18 protein-coding genes are annotated in these 18,764 nt (G+C 65.3%); 4 read left to right on the forward strand and 14 right to left on the reverse strand.

What is annotated here, in order from left to right:
• Positions 1-31: 31 nt before the first annotated feature.
• On the reverse strand, positions 32-370 hold the full coding sequence (locus tag VWP12_RS00810; RefSeq protein ID WP_125199332.1) for a P-II family nitrogen regulator: 339 nt from the start codon (positions 368-370) through the stop codon (positions 32-34).
• A gap of 57 nt (positions 371-427) precedes the next feature.
• Positions 428-2,743 (reverse strand): primosomal protein N', encoded by a 2,316-nt coding sequence (locus VWP12_RS00815; protein ID WP_410474218.1) that lies wholly within the window; start codon positions 2,741-2,743, stop codon positions 428-430.
• Positions 2,744-2,882: 139 nt separating this feature from the next.
• On the opposite strand from VWP12_RS00815, the gene rpsT reads away from it, so the two are divergent.
• Complete coding sequence (gene rpsT / locus VWP12_RS00820) at positions 2,883-3,143, forward strand: 30S ribosomal protein S20 (protein WP_125199331.1); 261 nt, start codon at positions 2,883-2,885, stop codon at positions 3,141-3,143.
• A gap of 105 nt (positions 3,144-3,248) precedes the next feature.
• On the opposite strand, the gene pyrE is transcribed toward rpsT, so the two are convergent.
• The 9 genes from pyrE to rluD form a co-directional block, all read right to left on the reverse strand.
• Entirely contained in the window at positions 3,249-3,896 is a 648-nt protein-coding gene (gene pyrE, locus VWP12_RS00825; protein ID WP_410474219.1) for an orotate phosphoribosyltransferase, read from the reverse strand.
• Between the two features lie 52 nt (positions 3,897-3,948).
• On the reverse strand, positions 3,949-4,935 hold the full coding sequence (locus VWP12_RS00830) for a TIGR00341 family protein (RefSeq protein WP_410474220.1): 987 nt from the start codon (positions 4,933-4,935) through the stop codon (positions 3,949-3,951).
• Between the two features lie 114 nt (positions 4,936-5,049).
• Entirely contained in the window at positions 5,050-7,638 is a 2,589-nt protein-coding gene (gene clpB, locus VWP12_RS00835) for an ATP-dependent chaperone ClpB (protein ID WP_410474921.1), read from the reverse strand.
• 110 nt (positions 7,639-7,748) lie between these two features.
• Positions 7,749-8,564 carry a UDP-2,3-diacylglucosamine diphosphatase gene (locus VWP12_RS00840; protein WP_410474221.1) on the reverse strand — a complete coding sequence of 272 codons (816 nt, stop codon included), beginning with the start codon at positions 8,562-8,564 and terminating at the stop codon, positions 7,749-7,751.
• Between the two features lie 87 nt (positions 8,565-8,651).
• The gene (locus VWP12_RS00845; RefSeq protein ID WP_410474222.1) at positions 8,652-9,512 is read right to left on the reverse strand and encodes a DMT family transporter; all 861 of its coding nucleotides are present in this window, start codon (positions 9,510-9,512) and stop codon (positions 8,652-8,654) included.
• Between the two features lie 119 nt (positions 9,513-9,631).
• Positions 9,632-10,123: a peptide deformylase gene (def, locus tag VWP12_RS00850; protein WP_410474922.1), complete on the reverse strand. Its 492-nt coding sequence runs from the start codon at positions 10,121-10,123 to the stop codon at positions 9,632-9,634.
• Between the two features lie 2 nt (positions 10,124-10,125).
• Positions 10,126-10,650: a glycine cleavage system protein R gene (locus tag VWP12_RS00855; RefSeq protein WP_125199327.1), complete on the reverse strand. Its 525-nt coding sequence runs from the start codon at positions 10,648-10,650 to the stop codon at positions 10,126-10,128.
• Positions 10,651-10,666: 16 nt separating this feature from the next.
• Entirely contained in the window at positions 10,667-11,440 is a 774-nt protein-coding gene (gene pgeF, locus VWP12_RS00860) for a peptidoglycan editing factor PgeF (protein WP_410474223.1), read from the reverse strand.
• Positions 11,421-12,431, reverse strand: a complete 1,011-nt coding sequence (gene rluD / locus VWP12_RS00865) for a 23S rRNA pseudouridine(1911/1915/1917) synthase RluD (RefSeq protein ID WP_410474224.1) — start codon at positions 12,429-12,431, stop codon at positions 11,421-11,423. Before rluD ends, pgeF begins: the two co-directional genes overlap by 20 nt.
• Positions 12,432-12,633: 202 nt before the next feature.
• Between rluD and VWP12_RS00870 the strand changes: the two genes are divergently transcribed.
• Positions 12,634-13,455: an outer membrane protein assembly factor BamD gene (locus VWP12_RS00870; RefSeq protein WP_410474225.1), complete on the forward strand. Its 822-nt coding sequence runs from the start codon at positions 12,634-12,636 to the stop codon at positions 13,453-13,455.
• Between the two features lie 308 nt (positions 13,456-13,763).
• Entirely contained in the window at positions 13,764-15,044 is a 1,281-nt protein-coding gene (locus VWP12_RS00875; protein ID WP_410474226.1) for a peptidoglycan-binding protein, read from the forward strand.
• A gap of 353 nt (positions 15,045-15,397) precedes the next feature.
• On the opposite strand, the gene rpsI is transcribed toward VWP12_RS00875, so the two are convergent.
• Both rpsI and rplM read right to left on the reverse strand, forming a co-directional pair.
• Positions 15,398-15,790: a 30S ribosomal protein S9 gene (gene rpsI / locus VWP12_RS00880; protein WP_125199322.1), complete on the reverse strand. Its 393-nt coding sequence runs from the start codon at positions 15,788-15,790 to the stop codon at positions 15,398-15,400.
• Between the two features lie 12 nt (positions 15,791-15,802).
• Positions 15,803-16,231, reverse strand: coding sequence for a 50S ribosomal protein L13 (gene rplM / locus VWP12_RS00885; RefSeq protein WP_125199321.1), 429 nt, complete (start codon positions 16,229-16,231; stop codon positions 15,803-15,805).
• Positions 16,232-16,636: 405 nt separating this feature from the next.
• Between rplM and VWP12_RS00890 the strand changes: the two genes are divergently transcribed.
• Entirely contained in the window at positions 16,637-17,893 is a 1,257-nt protein-coding gene (locus VWP12_RS00890) for a (Fe-S)-binding protein (protein ID WP_410474227.1), read from the forward strand.
• 11 nt (positions 17,894-17,904) lie between these two features.
• Here the strand turns inward: VWP12_RS00890 and speD are convergent, their stop codons facing one another.
• A complete protein-coding gene (gene speD, locus VWP12_RS00895; protein WP_410474228.1) occupies positions 17,905-18,741 on the reverse strand; it encodes an adenosylmethionine decarboxylase in 837 nt (278 codons plus the stop codon).
• Positions 18,742-18,764 lie beyond the last annotated feature (23 nt).

The raw sequence follows: 18,764 nt of genomic DNA on the forward strand, positions 1-18,764 counted from the left end.
GTTCTGACAGAAGGATTAGGGAAGCAGCGCGTTAAAGCGCGTCCTCGTTCTCCTCGCTGGTGCGGATGCGCACCGCGCGCCCCACCGGCGAGACGAAGATCTTGCCGTCGCCGATTTTGCCCGAATAGGCCGCCTTGACGATGGCATCGACGACCGGGTCTTCCTGGTCATCGCTGACGACCACCTCGAGCTTTACCTTGGGCAGGAAGTCGACCACGTACTCGGCACCGCGATAAAGCTCGGTGTGCCCCTTCTGCCGGCCAAAACCCTTGACCTCGGTGGCGGTCAGGCCGTTGATGCCAAGATCCATCAGGGCAGTACGCACATCGTCCAGCCGAAACGGCTTGATAATCGCTTCGATCTTCTTCACGTCGCTATTCTCCAGACAAGGGGATTTCCCCACAGTGTAATGCACCAGCCGGTGCCGTCAGGCGAGATCGATCGGGTCGACATCGATCGACCAGCGCAGCCGTCCACCCAGCCGACGGCTGCCGACCGAATCGTCCACCTGCCACAAGGCACGGTGCAGGGTACTGCGCACCCGCGCGAGCAGTAACAACTGGAAACGATACCGTCCGGCCCGTCTCGCCAGCGGCGCCGGCACCGGTCCCCATACGGACAATTCCTCGCCGAAACCTGCGCGCAACTCCTCGGCGACCTTCATCAGGAACGCGCGGGCAGTATCCGCTTGCGGTGCATCCGCGCGGATCAGCCCGGCAAAGCGCGTCGGGGGCAACTCCGCCTGTTCGCGTTCGGTCAACTGGGCGGCCATCACCGCCTCGTAGTCCTCCGCCAGCAACCGCCGCAGCACCGGATGATCGGGGTCGTGGGTCTGCACCAGTACCTCGCCCGGACGCTCGGCGCGGCCGGCACGCCCGGCCACCTGCAACAGCGACTGGGCAAACCGCTCGGGGCCGCGAAAGTCCGAGGCAAACAACGCCTGATCGGCATTGACCACGCCCACCAGCGTCACCCCGGGGAAATCATGCCCCTTGACCAACATCTGTGTGCCCACCACCAGCCGGGCCTCGCCGCGGGCAATGCGAGCCAAGCTCTCGGCCATCACGCCCTTGCCGGCGGTGGCATCCCGATCCAGGCGCACGATGCCGAACCCCGGGAAGCGCGCGGCGAGCACGTCCTCGAGCTGCTCGGTGCCCAATCCACGCACCGACAGCGGCGCCTGGCACGATGGACAGTCAGCCGGCACGCCCTGCTCGAAGCCGCAGTGATGGCAGCGCAGCCGACCGATCTGCCGGTGCCAGGTCAGAAAGGCATCGCAATGCGGGCACCCGGCGACATAACCGCAGGCATGGCAAAGCAGGCTGGGGGCATAGCCACGCCGGTTGAGATAGAGCATCACCTGCCCGCCATCGAGCAGGTGACGTTCGATCGCCCTCAACAAGGCCGGTGAAAGCCCCGCCTCCATCGTCTGGCCTCGCACGTCCAGGCAATGGATGGCGGGCATGCGCGCCCCGGTGGCCCGTTCACTCAGCCGTAGATGACGATAATGCCCCGCCCAGGCATGGCGCAGGCTTTCCAACGACGGCGTCGCCGAGCCCAATAGAATGGGGATGGCCAGTTGCCGTGCCCGCCAGACCAGCACGTCGCGGGCGTGATAAAGAAATCCCTCCTGCTGCTTGAGCGCGGCGTCGTGCTCCTCGTCGACCACGATCAGGCCCGGCCGGGCCAACGGCACGAAGGCCGCCGAGCGCGTACCGATCACCAACCCGGCGGTGCCAGCGGCAACCGCTCGCCACGCGGCCAGGCGCTCGCCGTCGGCCAGCCCCGAATGCAGGACGGCCGGCCGCACCGCCAGTCGCCGCGCAAAGCGGTCGATCAGTTGCGGGGTGAGCGAGATCTCGGGCACCACCACCAGCACCTGCCGACCGGCGGCCAGTTCGCGCTCGATCAGGGCAAGGTAGACCTCGGTCTTGCCGCTGCCGGTCACCCCGTGGAGCAACCAGGCCTGGAACCCGTCGCCGCCGGAGACGACGGCCTCGACCGCGTCTTGCTGTTGTCGATTGAGGGCAGGCGCCACCTCGCTCCCCGGCTCGGCCGGCACCGGCCACTCGGCGGGCGCCGTGATCCGGGTCGACTCGGCCCAGCCCTTCTCCATCAGCCGACGCCGCACCGCAGCCGGGCCCAACTTGGCGGCCGGCAGGGGTTCCCTCGATGCCGCCAGCGTCTCGAGGGCTTCGCGTTGCCGCTCACCCCGCATCGCTCCATCTCTCAGCGCTTCCCGGCCGGCGGGGGTCGATGCCAGCGCCTCGACCTCAAGACGGCGCTCGCCACGCAGGATCTTGGGCAGGGCGGCGAACACCACGTCTCCCAACGGGTGGTGATAATAGGCCGCCGCCCAGCGCAGGCAGGCGAGCGTCTCGGCATCCAGTAGCGGTGCCGCGTCGAGCACCTCGAGGATCGGCCGGGTCTCCTGCTCGTCGATCGGGCTCGGCTCGATCACCAGCGCCACCCGCTCGGACTGACCGAAGGGCACGCGCACCCGCACGCCGGGCGCGGGCACCGGCCCGGCGTCGAGATCGAAATGATAGGTGAAGCCACCGAAAAACGGCCCCGGCACCACCGCCGTCCAGGCGGTCACGGCGCCGACAGGCGTGTCGGGGCGCACCGGCGCATCGGGGTTGGAATGGGGATTATCGGGGGCGTCGAGATCCATGATGCGGAGGATACCGCAGGCGCGTGGGTCGCCGTTGCCCGGGAATGGGGCGACGCCAGGAAAAGGCATGCAATCATCCAGGCCACCCTGTCACCCTTCCGAGAGCCGCCTGCTTGACTATCCCCGACCGTATGGCATAATCCCGCGCCTTGAATTGATATTTACATCAAGCTCATCCGACCTTATAGCCGAATCGAGGAGTTTACCCGTGGCCAATACCGCTCAAGCCAAAAAGCGCGTTCGCCAGGCGGAGAAAGCCCGCCAGCACAACATGGCAATGCGCTCGCAGGTACGCACCGCCTACAAGGCCGTCATCTCGGCCGTGAAAGACGGTGATGCGGAAAAGGCGCAGCAAGCCTACAGCGCTGCCCAGCCGGTCCTCGACCGGATGGTGACCAAGGGCATTCTCAAGCGCAACACCGCTGCGCGCCGCAAGTCGACCCTGGTCAACCGCATCAAGTCGATCTGATCTCGTCCGGTCAGTAGCGCCCGGGCTTCCCCGTCGCGCCATCACCGGAACGCAAGAGGCCCCGCTTTTCAGCGGGGCCTTTTCTTTTGTGGCAACCAGTCGATTTCAGTCGGCCACGCCGAATTCACGTCGGTAGGCCGCCATCGCCTCGGCCGACTCGGCCAGGCTGGCATCGTTGGCACAGAACTCGATCAACCCGTCGAGGTTGGCAATCGCCACGACATCAAGTGCGTGATCGCGCTTGAGCTCGCCGATCGCCGACAGCTCACCCTGACCACGCTCCTGACGATCCATCATCACGGCCACGCCCACCGCAGTCGCGTCGTTCGCTCGGATCAAATCCAGCGACTCGCGGATCGCCGTGCCGGCGGTGATGACGTCGTCGATGATCAGCACCCTTCCTGCCAATGGCGCCCCCACCAGGTTGCCGCCCTCACCATGATCCTTGGCCTCCTTGCGATTGAAGCACCACGGCACTGGCTCGCCGGTGCGCTCGGCCAGCGCGATGGCCGTGGCCGCCGCCAGCGGAATGCCCTTGTAGGCCGGGCCGAACAACACGTCGAACTCGATCCCGGCATCCAGGATGGCATCGGCATAGAACCCGCCCAAGGCCGCCAACGCCCGCCCGTCGGCGAACGCGCCGGCATTGAAAAAGTACGGACTCACGCGCCCGGACTTGAGCGTGAACTCACCAAAACGGAGCGCCTGATGCTCCACGGCAAACTGGACAAAGGCCTGACGATAATCCTGCACGGGTCGATTTTCCTCGTGATGCAAACGATGGGTGAATGGGCGATTGGGGCGATCAGTACTTGGCCAACCAGATCAATCCGGCGAGTATCAACAAGGAAATACCCCAGAAGGCGAAGGACCAGCGCATCGACCGGCGGGCGCGGGTCTTCTCCGGCCAGTGCCGCGGCGAGATGCCCTTGAGCACGAATACCAGCTTGGCCGACAGATTGATGGCCGCGATGTTGATCGCCAGCATCAGGCCGGCCGAGATCGCATTGTCCCACTGCCCCCAGCCAACGAACAGCCCCAGGGCCGCTGCCGGTGGCATCAGGGCGACGGCCACCATCACCCCGACCAGGCCGGCCGCCGCACCGGAGGTCAGCGACAGCACCGCCGCCGCCCCGGATGCCAAGGCCAGGATCATGGCCGGGTAGCTGACGTCCGTGCGATCGAGCAACTGACTGTTGCTGACCGGATCGAGCACCAGCCCCATCAGCAGGGCCAGCCCGACCGACAGACCCAACCCGACGAGACTCGCCGCGACCGCGCGACGGGACAAGTCGGGGTCGCCGAGCGTGGTCCCCAACGCCAGCGCCAGGTTCGGTCCCAGCAACGGGGCGATCACCATCGCGCCGATCACCACCGCCACGCTGTCCTCGAGCATGCCCATCGCGGCAACAACCGCCGATAACCCGCAGAGCAGCAGGTAGGTCGAGGTGATGGTCCCGCCTCCGGCGACCTCGGCGTAGAGTTCCTCGCGCGAGCGCGCGGCCGTCGACCGGCTCGACTCGGCCTCGCCCTCCTCGTCACCAGCGGCCGGCAGGGTCGCCTGCACGCCGCGGATAATAATGCGCGCGTTCTCGCAGCGATCGAGGATCTGCTGCAGATCGTCGAGCACCTCCTGCTGCCCCTCGGGCCGCACCACCAGCTCGGTGGAGAACCGCTCGTCCTCGAACGAGGAGGTGCGCCACCAGTCGACCACCTCGTGCGAATCGGCAATGCGGGCGATCGCAGCCTTCTCGCTGGCCGGCGCGACGATTTCGATGATCTTGAGGGCCACGCGTGGATCCTTGCGCTGGTGGGAAACGTGGCGCAAACCTTAACCGAAAAAGGCCACCGGCGTCGCCACCGATGGCCTTCGAGTCGGGACTGTCGGGCGGTCAGCCCGCCTCGATCACCCCTTGCCGAGCCTAAGCTCGCCCTCGGTCATGTCGACCGTGACCGTCTCGCCCGGCAGGTACTCGCCCTTGAGGATTGCCTGGGCCAGCGGGTTCTCGAGCCGATGCTGGATGGCCCGCTTGAGCGGCCGGGCCCCGTAGACCGGGTCGAAACCCGCCTCGCCCAGCGCATCCAGGGCGGCATCGGTGAGCGTGAGCCCGATCTCGCGATCCGCCAGTCGCTTGCGCAGATAGTCGATCTGGATGTCGACGATCTTGCGAATCTCGCTGCGATCGAGCGGATGGAAGACCACCACGTCGTCGACCCGGTTGATGAACTCGGGGCGGAAGTGCTGGCCGACGATCTCGAGTACCTCGGTCTTCATCTGCTCATAGTCGGCATCCTGACCGGCGAGTTCCTGGATGCGCTGCGATCCGAGGTTCGAGGTCATCACGATCACGGTGTTGCGGAAGTCCACCGTGCGACCCTGCCCGTCCGTCAGGCGGCCGTCGTCGAGCACCTGCAGCAGGATGTTGAACACGTCCGGGTGGGCCTTCTCCACCTCGTCGAGCAGGATCACCGAGTAGGGCTTTCTCCGCACCGCCTCGGTGAGATAACCGCCCTCCTCGTAGCCGACGTAACCCGGAGGTGCCCCGACCAACCGCGCCACGGAGTGCTTTTCCATGAACTCGGACATGTCGATGCGCACCATCGCCTCCTCGGTATCGAAGAGGAAGGTCGCCAGCGCCTTGGTCAGCTCGGTCTTGCCCACGCCCGTGGGGCCGAGGAACATGAACGAGCCGTTGGGGCGGTTGGGGTCGGACAGACCGGCCCGCGAGCGGCGGATGGCGTCGGACACCGCACCAACCGCCTCGGACTGGCCGATGACCCGTTTGCCCAGCGCCTCCTCCATGCGCAGGAGCTTGTCCTTCTCGCCCTCAAGCATCTTCGAGACCGGGATGCCGGTCCAGCGGGAGACCACCTCGGCGATCTCCTCGGTGCCCACCGTGCTGCGGAACAGCTTCGGCGCCGCGCCCTCGCTCTCTTCCTCCTTGGACTGCGCCTCGACCAGCTCGCGCTCGAGCTCGGGGATGCGCCCGTACTGCAGCTCGGACATGCGGGTCAGGTCGCCGGCGCGCCGGGCAGTTTCCAGTTCGGTCCGCGCCCGATCGAGGGCTTCCTTGATATGGGTGGTGCCGGCCACGGCCGCCTTTTCCGACTTCCAGATCTCCTCGAGGTCGGAGTACTCGCGTTCGAGCTGGTCGACCTCTTCATCCAGGTTGGCCAGCCGCTTCTTGCTGGCCTCGTCGGATTCCTTCTTCAGCGCTTCGCGCTCGATCTTGAGCTGGATCAGGCGGCGCTCGAGGCGATCCATCGATTCGGGCTTGGAATCGATTTCCATGCGGATGCGGCTGGCTGCCTCATCGATCAGGTCGATCGCCTTGTCGGGCAGCTGCCGATCGGTGATATAGCGCTGCGAGAGCTGGGCGGCGGCAACGATAGCCGGATCACCGATCTCGATCCCATGGTGAACCTCGTAGCGCTCCTTGAGCCCGCGCAGGATCGCGATGGTGTCCTCGATACTGGGCTCGTCGACCAGCACCTTCTGGAAGCGACGTTCGAGCGCGGCGTCCTTCTCGATGTTCTGGCGGTACTCGTCGAGCGTGGTCGCGCCGATGCAGTGCAACTCGCCGCGTGCCAGCGCCGGCTTGAGCATGTTGCCGGCATCCATGGCGCCCTCGGCCTTACCGGCGCCAACCATGGTGTGGATCTCGTCGATGAACAGGATCACCCGGCCCTCGGCCTTGGAGATATCGTTCAGGACGCCCTTGAGGCGCTCCTCGAAGTCGCCTCGGAATTTCGCCCCGGCCAGCAGCGTGCCCATGTCGAGGGACAGGACTCGCTTGTCCTTGAGCCCCTCGGGCACCTCGCCGTTGACGATGCGCTGGGCCAGCCCCTCGACGATGGCGGTCTTGCCCACGCCGGGCTCACCGATCAGCACCGGGTTGTTCTTGGTGCGACGCTGCAATACCTGGATGGCGCGACGAATCTCCTCGTCACGACCAATCACCGGATCGAGCTTGCCCTGCTCAGCACGCTCGGTCAGATCCATGGTGTACTTCTCCAGGGCCTGACGGGCGTCCTCGGCGTTCGGATCGTCGACCGACTGGCCGCCACGCAGCTTGTCGATCGCCTGCTCGATCGCCCCCTTGGAGGCACCGGCACGACGCAGGGTCTCGCCCAGCTCGCTCTTGTCCTCGATCACCGCCAGCACGAACAGCTCGCTGGAGATGTACTGATCACTGCGCTTCTGCGCCAGCTTGTCGGTGACATTGAGCAGGCGCGACAGGTCGTTGGAGATGTGCACCTCGCCGGCCTCGCCGCCGGAAACGGCGGGCTGCCGGTCGAGCAGCTCACCCAGTTGCGAGCGCAGCATGTTGACGTTGATATCCGACTGCGTCAGCAAATGACGCACGGTGCCACCTTCCTGGTCGAGCAGCGCCACCATCAGGTGGACCGGCTCGATGAACTGGTGGTCCTGGCCCACGGCCAGCGACTGCGCATCGGCCAGTGCCATCTGGAATTTGGCAGTGAGTTTGTCCATCCGCATGTAAAGCACCTCGTATGCCTTGAATTCGTGTCACTGCGTAGGAATGTAGGCCCGCGACACGGGTATTCAAGGCCTGGCCGGGCGGGAGGGCAGTTCTGACGCATTCACCCACCACCCAACGCCATCGTCGGGTCGGCATCCGTTTCGGCCGCCTCGTGCGCTTTCTCGGTACGCGGGCCGCCCCACACGATCACGTCGAGCGCTCCGTCGGCGTGCTCGACCAGCGCGCTGCCACCTTCGACCCAGTCACCACTGTTGGCGTAGGTCACGCCGTCACACTCGCGGAGATTGGCATGGTGGATATGCCCGCAAACGATCACGTCCACGCCCTCGCGCCGGGCGTGGGCAAACGCCGCGGCCTCGAACCGGACGACATGCGCCATCGCCCCCGGCACCCGGGTCTTGATCGCACGCACAAGGCGCCCGTGCCGATCCGGCCCGCCAAGACGCCTACCGAGCCGATCAAGCCGCAAAAGACACGCGTAACCGAGATCGCCCAGACAGCGCGCCGCCAACGAGGGGGCGATCTCGTCGTCGAATTCATCGCCATGTATCACCAGCGCCCGGCGGCCATCGGCAAGCGTGAGACGCATTTCTCGGTGGATCGACACGCCGGCGAACGTCTGACCGACGAACGCCCGGAAACAATCGTCATGGTTGCCCGGCACGTAGGCGACTCGCGTGCCCGCCTCGACCAGTGCCCCGAGTTGCCGAAACAGCTCGCTCTTGGCCGCCGACCAGCACCAGCGACGGCGCTGCATCTGCCAGATATCGAGCAGGTCGCCGTTGAGGATCAAGGTCTCGCAGTGAATCGAGGCGAGGAAATCGAGCAGCCGGTCGGGACGGGCGTCCGGCGTACCAAGGTGTACGTCGGAAATGATTACCGTGCGATAGCGGGAACATTGGCGGTGGGCTTCCATAAGACACCTCCGTGCTAAAGGGAGCCCGACCGTTATCGCGCAACCAGGTGACCGCTCCATGTCAGCCGGATCACACGTCGACGACACTCACCGCAGCCGGATCGCCAGGGCGGTAACGGTGGCGATGATGACGACCATTCCGAGCCACTGTAACGGGGCGAGCGACTGGTCCAGCACCGTGAGACCGAAGAGCGAGGCGGTGACCGGTTCGACCGCGGCCACCAAGGCCACGGCGACCGGCGTGGCTCGTCTCAGGCCGAGCACGTAGAACACGAACGAAAGGCCCGCGCCGAACAGCCCCAGCAGCAGGAACAGGTGGACATCGTCGGACAGCGAGGCGGCCACGACCTTGCCCGGATCGACCAGCGGTGCCATGACCAGCAGAAACACCAGGAAGGCCACCGCCAGAACCTCCACCGACGAGGTGTGGAGGGCCGCATTCCGAAAGCCGAACAGGAACACCGCGTAGGAGACGCCGGCGGCAATCCCCGCGGCAACACCGGCGAAGGACAGCTCCGACAGATTCTCACCGCCGACAAGCTGGGTCAGCAACGCCACACCCAACAAGACCGAACCGATCGCCGCTACGAACCCGGGGGTCAGCCGCACGGCGCCCGTCGTCAGGGAGACCAGGTAGACGTAGACCGGGGCGGTGTACATGAGTGTCACCGCGACCGCGACATTGGCCTGGGAGATGCTGAGGAAGTAGAAGATAAAGTTGCCCGCGACCCCGAGACCGGCAAACGCCGACCAGAGGATGGCACGCCGGTCCGGGAACGGGATGACGGCGAATCTGGCCAGCCACCAGGCGGCGAAACAGAGAAAGCCGACCACGCCACGGTAGAAGGACACGACCAGCGGGTCCCAGCCCCGCTCGATGAGCACGGCGGCAATCCCGCCGGACACGCCCCAGAGGAAGGCAGCAAGAATGACCAGCGCTATGCCCATGAGCACCCCTCCCCGGCGGGAGACCGACTCCGCCGACAGACGCACGAGCCGACTGGACGAACCCGTACCTCAGTAAACGTAGCAGAGGGGTGCCCGGAACACGTTCCGTTGAAACGCTATCAACGCTCGCGCAAATCCGCGTGACGGCTCACGAGCCGGTCGAGGAACAGGATGCCGTCGAGGTGATCGATCTCGTGCTGGGCAATGCGTGCCTCGAAGCCCTTCATCTTGAAGGTGATCGTGCGCCCCTCGATGTCCTGCGCGGTCAGCTCGATGGTTTCAGCGCGAATCACCTTGCCGGTGTAATCGGGAATGGACAGGCAGCCCTCGCGACCGACGGCAAAGCCCTTCCAGTTGGTGATCGCCGGATTGACCAGGACCAGGGGACCGTTGTTGTCCACCGGGCGTTTGGCACGCGTGGCATCGACCAGGCACAGCCGCTGCATGCGCCCCACCTGCGGCGCGGCAATGCCCACCGCCGAGGGCCCCAGGTCTGCGGTGTGTTGCAGGTGTTCGGCAAATTCCCGCAACTCCGGGTCGAATTGCTCGACCGGCTCGCAGACCGTTTTCAGGCGCTCGTCCGGGTAGGTCAGGATCGGCAGTGGCTCCACGCTCACCCCCGCATCGTTTCGAGCGGGGTGACACGCACGGTCAGCCCCTGATCGGCGAAGCGCGCCACGCACTGCTCGATCGGCTCGATCCCCTGACTGCTCTCACCGTCGATCTGCATGATGTAGATGGGCTTGTCGCTCGAGCCACCCACGTCCGAGCGCAGATCGAGGATGTTCATGCCCGCCTCGAGCAGCGCAGCGGTGACCTCACTGACGATGCCACTGCGATCGGCGCTGTGCACGATCACCGACACGTCCGGCTCGCGGTGCTGGTGCAGGGCCGCGTCGATCTCGTCAACGTGCAGCTTGAGGCCGAAATCGGCGCGGGTGGATTCGAGCAGGCCGGCCACCTCCTCGGGGTTACCGGCGCCGCGCACCATCATCATGATCGCGAACTGGTTGCCCAGACGCATCATCGCCGTCTCGCCGAGCTCGGCGCCCACGCCGAACAACACCCGGGTGACATGGGCGACGATGCCGGGCCGATCCGCCCCAACCAGGGTCAGCAGGAGCCAGGGTTGCGTCATTTCGGTCTTCCTCTTGTCAGTCTTTTTCGCGCCAGACCAAGGTGGCCATCCGGCCGGTCTCGCCCTGGTCGCGGCGATACGAGTAGAACAATTCGGGCAGCGCGTAGGTGTCCCGCTCACCGCCATACACGCGCGTGATCCCCTGCCGACGCAGGCGGGATCGGGCCAGGGCGAACAGGTCGGCGTGGAACCGACCCGGTTCGGCCGCACCACGGAAGGCCGAGGCATCGGCGGGGTATTCGCGCATGAACGCCTCACGCACCTCTTCGCCCACCTCGAAGTGCGCCGGACCGATTGCCGGACCCAGCCAGGCCATCAACTCGTCACCCGCCACCGAGAAACGATCGACAGTATGCTCGATCACGCCAGCGGCCAGACCGCGCCAGCCGGCATGAGCAACCGCGACCTCGCTACCGTCGTGGCTGGCAAGCGTCACCGACAGACAATCGGCGGTCAGCACCGCCAGCACCTCGCCGGGGCGATTGGTATAGGCCGCATCGCCCTCGGGATGATCGGTCGGCACCTCCGGCCCGACAACCGTGGTGCCATGCGTCTGGTTCAGCCAGCGAGGCGGCTCCGGCAGCGCGAGCATCTCGGCCAGCTCGGCCCGATTGGCCGCCACGGCCTGCGCCTCGTCACCGACGTGAGTCGCCAGGTTGAAGCCATCGAACGGCGGCCGGCTGTGGCCGCCGATCCGGGTGGTCACGCCGGCTCGCACGCCGCCCGGCGCCGGCCAGGTGGCCTCGATGAAGCGACTGCCCTCGGGGGCGTCAGTCGGGATCCGTGACATAGATAACCTCGGCCTCTCCTTCGTCGTTGCCGTCGCGATAGTCGCGCAGCAGTTCGATCAATTCGTCCATATCATCCGGCATCGGCGCCTTGAGCGACAGCGTCTCGCCGGTCTCGGGATGAGTGAGCGTCAGCCGCCGGGCATGCAGGGCCTGGCGACCGAAGTCGCGCAGCACATCGACCAACATGTCCTCGGCACCCCGCGGCAGGCGTGGTCGCCCACCGTAAACCGGATCACCCACGATCGGGTGGCGGATGTGCGCCATGTGCACCCGGATCTGGTGCGTGCGCCCCGTCTCCAACTTGACGCGCAACCAGGTGTGCTCGCCGAACTGCTCGACGACCCGGTAATGCGTCACGGCCGGTTTGCCCTGGGCCACGACCGCCTGGCGCTGCCGATCACGGGCATGTCGCCCGATCGGCTCGTCCACGGTGCCACCGGCAATCAGGTGGCCAATCACCACCGCGTCGTATTCACGGCCGATGCGTCGCTCGGCCAGGTCGGCGACCAGCGCCTGAAAGGCCGCCTGGGTCTTGCCCACCACCAGCAGGCCGCTGGTCTGCTTGTCCAGCCTGTGAACCACCCCCGCACGCGGCAGCAAGGCCAGCTCGGGATCGTGGTGAAGCAATGCATTGACCAGCGTACCATCCGGATTGCCGGCCCCGGGGTGAACCACCAGGTCGACCGGCTTGTTGACCACCAGCAGGTGCTCGTCCTCGAAGACGATATCCAGGGGAATGTCCTGGGGACGATCCTCGCTCTGCTGCTCCAACTCGGTCCGCAGAGACAACTCCTCGCCGCCCAGCACGGTGTCGCGCGGACGCATCGACCGGCCGTCCACCGTCACCTGGCCACCCTTGATCCATTCCTGGATACGGCTACGGGAGAAGTCCGGCCACAACTGCGCGGCCGCCTGGTCGAGACGCATGCCCGCCTGCTCGGCGGGAATCAACAAGGTGCGTTCTACATCCATCGATCGGAAATCAGCCATCCAAAGGTCACGGGAGCGCGTCGTGGCGCCGTCCGTCGAGACATGAAAAAGACGGGTAAACACCCGCCATGAGATTGGTTGGTTTTTAGCATCTTATCTGCGAAGATTATCCGCTAACGCTCGCCCCATCAACGCGCCGTACGATGCGCTTTTGGGCGGGCGGCGTCCACTCACTACTGCCAGCGGCCCTTCTCTCCTGATCATGACCCAGCATCGCGACCGTAACCGCCCGGCCACTCGCCGCTCCCTTCCCCGGCACCTTGCCCGCGCGGCCCTGATCGCCGGCATGGTCACGTTCGCCAGTGGCTGCTCCTGGTTCTCGAAGTCCGACGACGATCGCGTGGACCTCTCCGACCCGACCGCCTCGGCCGGCCAGCTCTACCAGGAGGCCAACGAGGCCATGCGCCGGGGCAACTACGAGACGGCCATCAAGAAGTACGAGACCCTGGAAGGCCGCTACCCGTTCGGCGCCTACACCGAGCAGGCCCAACTGGAAGTCGCGTACGCCTACTACAAGTACGACGAACCGGATTCCGCGATCGCCGCCGCGGATCGTTACATCCAGTTGCACCCTCGTGGTGACAATGTGGCCTACGCCCTGTACCTCAAGGGCCTGGCCAACATGAGCCGTGGCGATTCGTTGATCAACAAGATCGCGCCGCCGGACCTCTCCAAGCGCGACCAATCGGTAATCGAGGAGGCGTACAAGTCCTTCTCTCGCCTGGTCGAGCAATACCCCGACAGCCAGTATGTCGACGACGCCAGCCGCCGCCTGATCGACGTACGCAACTCGCTGGCCAAGCACGAGATCCAGGTCGCCGAGTACTACATGCGACGCGGCGCGTGGCTGGCCGCCGCCAATCGGGCGCAATCGGCACTCGACAAGTACAACGGCTCGACCTCGACCATCCCGGCACTGAAACTCCTGATTCGCGCCTACGACAAGCTGGGCCTCGAACAGGAACGTCAGGACGCCGAAGAGATTCTCGAGGCAACGCGTCAGGCCAACGACGAGGACTCCTGAAGCGAGTAATGCGTCTCGGCCGGGTTTCCGGCAAGGCCAAGAAAAGAAAGGGCCGATGGCAATGCCGTCGGCCCTTTCTTTTTGTTCAGCGCCATGCCCCCGCCCCGAAAACGGGGGCACTGCACTTTGCCTGGAAGCGCTTTGCCTGGAAGCGCTTTGCGCGTGGTCAGAAAAAAGCACGCTATATCACGCACCTTGCCCGCCTCAGTGCTACGCTCCAAGAGCAAGGGGCCTGAGTCAACGGCCTCTCTGACCTCCCCAGCATCATGATGTTGCGGACGATACGCCTGTCCACTGGAGGGACCACCGTGATCATCAAGACACTCGCACTCACTCTTCTCCTCCTCGGGTCCGTCGGATTGGCCAGCGCCGATTTCAACGACGCCATGCGCCACTTCGAGCAGCAGGAATACCGCCAGGCATTGCAGCAATTCAGTGACGCGGCCAAACGCGGGGATGCCGATGCCCAGTACATGCTGGGTCGCCTGCATGCGGCCGGCAACGGCACCACCCAGGATTTCGTGCAGGCCCACAAGTGGTACAACCTGGCCGCGTCCCGCGGCCACCGCCATGCCGCCGGCGCGCGAGATGCGCTGGCCGAACGCATGACGTCCTCGCAGATCGCCAGGGCACAGCAGGCGGCGCGGGAGTGGCGGCAGCAAGACGCGGCGGGCTCGCAATCACGGCCTGACATAGATTCCCTGTCGGATCAGGAAACCGTGGTCGAGATTCAGCGCGAGCTCAATCGACTCGGCTACGACGCCGGCCCGACCGATGGCGCCATGGGAAGCCGAACCCGCAACGCCATATACCACTACCAGGCCGACATGGGCATCTCTCAGAACGGCCGCGCATCAAGCGACCTGCTGCAACGCTTGCGCCAAACCGAGACGGACGAGGTGGCCGCGCCCGACACCTCGTCCGAGGTTGCCCTGCGGGACAACTTCAGCGACGGCGATTACCGTCGCAATCCCGCCTGGACGGTGCTTAGCGGAAACTTCGAGGTCAATCAGAACGGCTTGCGGAGCATCGTGGACACACAACAGGTGACCGACCGCGACTCCCGCGGTCTGAGCTCCGACCGACCGGAGGAGATCGGCCTGGCCGTGCTGGGCATGATCCTCGATCAGCGGAGCAATGACCGGCAGGACGAGGCGCCCGCTGCCGTGGAGCCGGCAGAGATCTTTGTCAATGCCCCCGTCGACAACACGTTCAGGATGGAACTGGATTTCGCCTCCCAGCAGCGTCCCGGCAGCCTGGCAGTGGGGCTGTTCCAGGGCAACCGCCCCCAGGGAACCGGCTATCGCCTGATCTACTCCGCCGGCGCGCAGCCGGGACTCAGCCTGATCCGGCTGTTTTCCGGGAATGCCGAGGTCGTGGCCCGCCATGACGGCAGGCTCGATCTCGAGGATGGCCAGTTCCACGGCATCGTCTGGACCCGTGACCGGAATGGACAGATGCAGGTTCGCGTGGACGGCCGGAACCTGCTGAGCGTGCAGGACAACAGCCTGCGCGATCCCTTCCAGGGCTTCGTGATGGCCAACCATGGTGGCGACTACACCCTGCGCCGGATCCGACTCGAAGACTAAGGCGTCCGCCCCGCGCGGCGCACGCAAACCGCGCTGGGCCAAAGGCATCGCCTGTCACTCGAGCGGCTTGTCGGCTCCCGACGAGAATTGCCTCTGGGGCCGGGGATAACCGGGCAACGCACCATCGGGCTAGCGCCTTTCCTCCGGGATCGCCGAATCCCGATCGGCACTCGGCACCTCTCCCCTTTTCTCACCCCAAGACTTACCTTCTGCCGACAGCCTACGCGCTGACCGCGACGACGCCCCCCTCCCCGGCAAGCCCCGTGAGGGCAAATAGCAGGCAGACAAAGCAAAAGCCCCGCACGAGGGCGGGGCTTTCGAGGCGGCCGGCTCGAGGCCGGCAAGGCGTCGGATCAGCGCTTGGAGAACTGTACCGAACGACGTGCCTTGCGCAGACCAACCTTCTTACGCTCGACCTGACGAGCGTCACGGGTCACGAAGCCGGCTTCACGCAGCTTCGGACGGTGTGCTTCGTCATAGTCCATCAGCGCACGGGTCAGACCGTGACGAACGGCACCGGCCTGGCCGCTCGGGCCACCGCCAGCAACGGTCGCGACGACGTCGAACTTGTCGCCCAGTTCCAGCAGTTCCAGCGGCTGGCGAACAACCATCTGGGCAGTTTCACGACCGAAGAAGTCTTCGATGCTCTTGCCGTTGATGGTGATGTTGCCGGTACCCGGACGCAGGAAGACCCGTGCAGAGGATCTCTTGCGACGACCGGTTCCGTAATTCTGTGTCATTGCCATGAGTAGTCTCTCTTAGATCTCGAGCGGCTGGGGCTGTTGCGCCTGATGATTGTGCTCGGCGTTGGCGTAGACCTTGAGCTTGGTGTACATCTGACGACCGAGCGCATTCTTCGGCAGCATCCCCTTGACGGCCAGCTCGATGACGCGCTCCGGGGAACGCTCCATCAGCTTCTCGAAGGTGAAGTGCTTCATGTTGCCGATGAACCCGGTATGGAAGTGATACATCTTGTCGCTGGCCTTCTTGCCAGTGACCTTGATGTCCTTCGCATTGACGATAACGATGTAGTCACCGGTATCGACGTGCGGGGTGAACTCGGCCTTGTGCTTGCCACGCAGGCGGCGGGCGACCTCGGTAGCCAGGCGACCCAGCGTTTTGCCGGATGCATCGATGACGTACCAGTCGCGTTTGACCTCGGCCGGCTTGGCGGAATAGGTTTTCATGGATCGACAGCTCCCAAACCAGAAGCGATACATTGATTTCAAGAGGGCGCGAAGTCTACCCGAAGGCATCGCACCCCGCAAGGCCGATTTTTCAACCGGCCCGAACGTGGAGAACCGCGGAGTATAAAACGCATCGGCGCGGAAAGCGAAGGACTTTCCGCGGCGAAAGCATTCAATTCTTCCTTGGAGATATTCCAGGCAAAAAAAATGCCGGCAGGAGCCGGCAACAACAAGAACCACCAAAGGAGGATAAGCAATTCACGGTATCAAGATATACTAATACTCCACGGGTCGTCAACCCTCGCCCCGCATTTTTCTTCCCGCCCCGTCGGCGCGTCGCCCAACGGCTCGCCACAACGGACACGGCGCCTTGACCGCCCCACCGGGCCACTGCACTCTTTGAACATGAACTCGCCCAACCCGACCGCCTCCGCGGGCCAGCGCCCATCGACCACGCTCGACCAGGCCATCCAGTCGGATGCGCTCGACTGCGTGATGTGCGGGATCTGCGTGCCGCACTGCCCCACCTTCTCCCTGACCCACAACGAGGCCGATGGCCCTCGCGGGCGGATCAGCCTGTTGCTCGGCATCAGCCAGGGCGAGCTGACGCCGGATGCCGATGTCAGCCGGCACCTGGACACCTGCCTGACCTGCCGCGCCTGCGAAACCGTCTGCCCCTCGGGGGTCGCTTACGGACGGCTGATCGACAATGGCCGGACGCGCCTGGCCCAGGAGCCAGCACCCGCGGCGCGGCCGCGCGGCGAGGCGCGGTTCTGGCGCCTGCTGCGCGACCAGTTGCTGACAAGGCGCCGACGACTCGGCATGGCCTGGCAGATGTATCGCGTCATGCAACGACTGGGACTGGGTGGCATGGCCCGTCGATTGGCCGGGCCGATGGGCCGCGCCCTGCCCCGCCAGCTGACCCACGCGGGACCAGCGCAGGCATCGACTCAGGAGATGGCGTCACCCCGTGGGCGCGTAGGCCTGTTCATGGGCTGCACCGGCGCGGCCATGAACGCCCCCGCCGTCGCCGCCGCCCGAGCGGTCATCACCGCGTTCGGCTACCAACCCGTCATCCCGGGCGGTCAGGGCTGTTGTGGTGCCATGCATGCCCACAGCGGGGAACCCGAAGCGGCGGCTCGCCAGCGCCAACGCAACGCGGCCGCTTTCAAGGCGGCCGGCGTCGACGAGGTAATCGTGGTCGGGACGGCCTGCTCGGCCGAACTTGCCGCCTTGCCGGCATCACACGGCCTGACGATCCGCGAGATCACCGAGTGGTTGCTCGCACGCGATCATACCGAATGGCCGGAAATCGCGCGTCTCGATTACCGCGTCGCCGTGCACACGCCCTGCAGCCAGCGCAACCACCTGCGCCAACCCGAGGCGACCCGCCAGCTGCTGGCATGCATTCCGGGGCTGGAATTGCTGGAGATCGACGGCAACACGCGTTGCTGCGGGGCGGCCGGGATGCACGTGCTGCTCTACCCGGAACAGGCCGAGCGCCTGCGCGACCCGAAACTCGCATCCATCAAACAACTGGCGCCCGATGTGGTGGTCAGCGCCAATGTCGGCTGCGCGTCCCACCTGGCGGCGGGCGCGAAGCTGGTCGTCAAGCAGCCGGTGGAGTTGCTCGCCGAGTCAATCCTCGCAGCCAAGCGTTGATCGGTCGCTGATCAGCCGGACGGAACGTCCGCATCGGCCAGGTTCCGGCCATAGAAGATCTCGTACATCTCCTTCTTCAACGCCTTCTCGATCCGGCTGCAGACCTGCGGGCTGTAGTCATCGGTGCCGTGGCCGAACAGGTAGTTGTCCAGATCGAAGTCCTTCAGGAGCATCTTGGTGTGGAAGATGTTCTCCTGGTACACGTTCACGTCGATCATCTGGTAGCGCTCGCGCGTGTCCTCGGACATGTGGTTCTGGATCGAGTTGATCTCGTGATCCATGAAGTGCTTCTTGCCGTGCACGTCGCGGGTAAAGCCACGCACGCGGTAATCGAGCGTCACGATGTCCGAATCGAAGCTGTGAATCAGGTAATTGAGCGCGCGTAGCGGCGAAATCCGCCCGCAGGTGGACACGTCGATGTCGGCCCGAAAGGTGGAGATGCCGTTTTCCGGGTGGCTCTCCGGGTAGGTGTGCACCGTGATGTGGCTCTTGTCGAGGTGAGCCACCACCGAATCACGGGCCAGCTCGCCATCCCCCGGCAACGGTCCCGGCTCCTCGTGGTAGTCGATGCCTTCGGCGATCACCGGCTCCTCGGAGATCAGGATGGTCACCGAGGCCCCCTGCGGCTCGTAGTCCTGCCGGGCGACATTAAGGATGTTCGCCCCGATCATCTCGGTGACATCCGTCAGGATCTGGGTCAGCCGGTCGGCGTCGTAGACCTCGTCGATGTAGGCGATGTACTCGTTGACCTGTGCCCGGGTCTTGGCATAACAGATGTCGAATATCGACATGCTCAGCGTCTTGCTGAGGTTGTTGAACCCGTGCAAGGTGACCGACGGCTCACCCATGACTACCCCCTGAAACAAAGCGC

This window comes from Guyparkeria sp. TX1 (assembly GCF_046523965.1).
Classification (GTDB): domain Bacteria; phylum Pseudomonadota; class Gammaproteobacteria; order Halothiobacillales; family Halothiobacillaceae; genus Guyparkeria.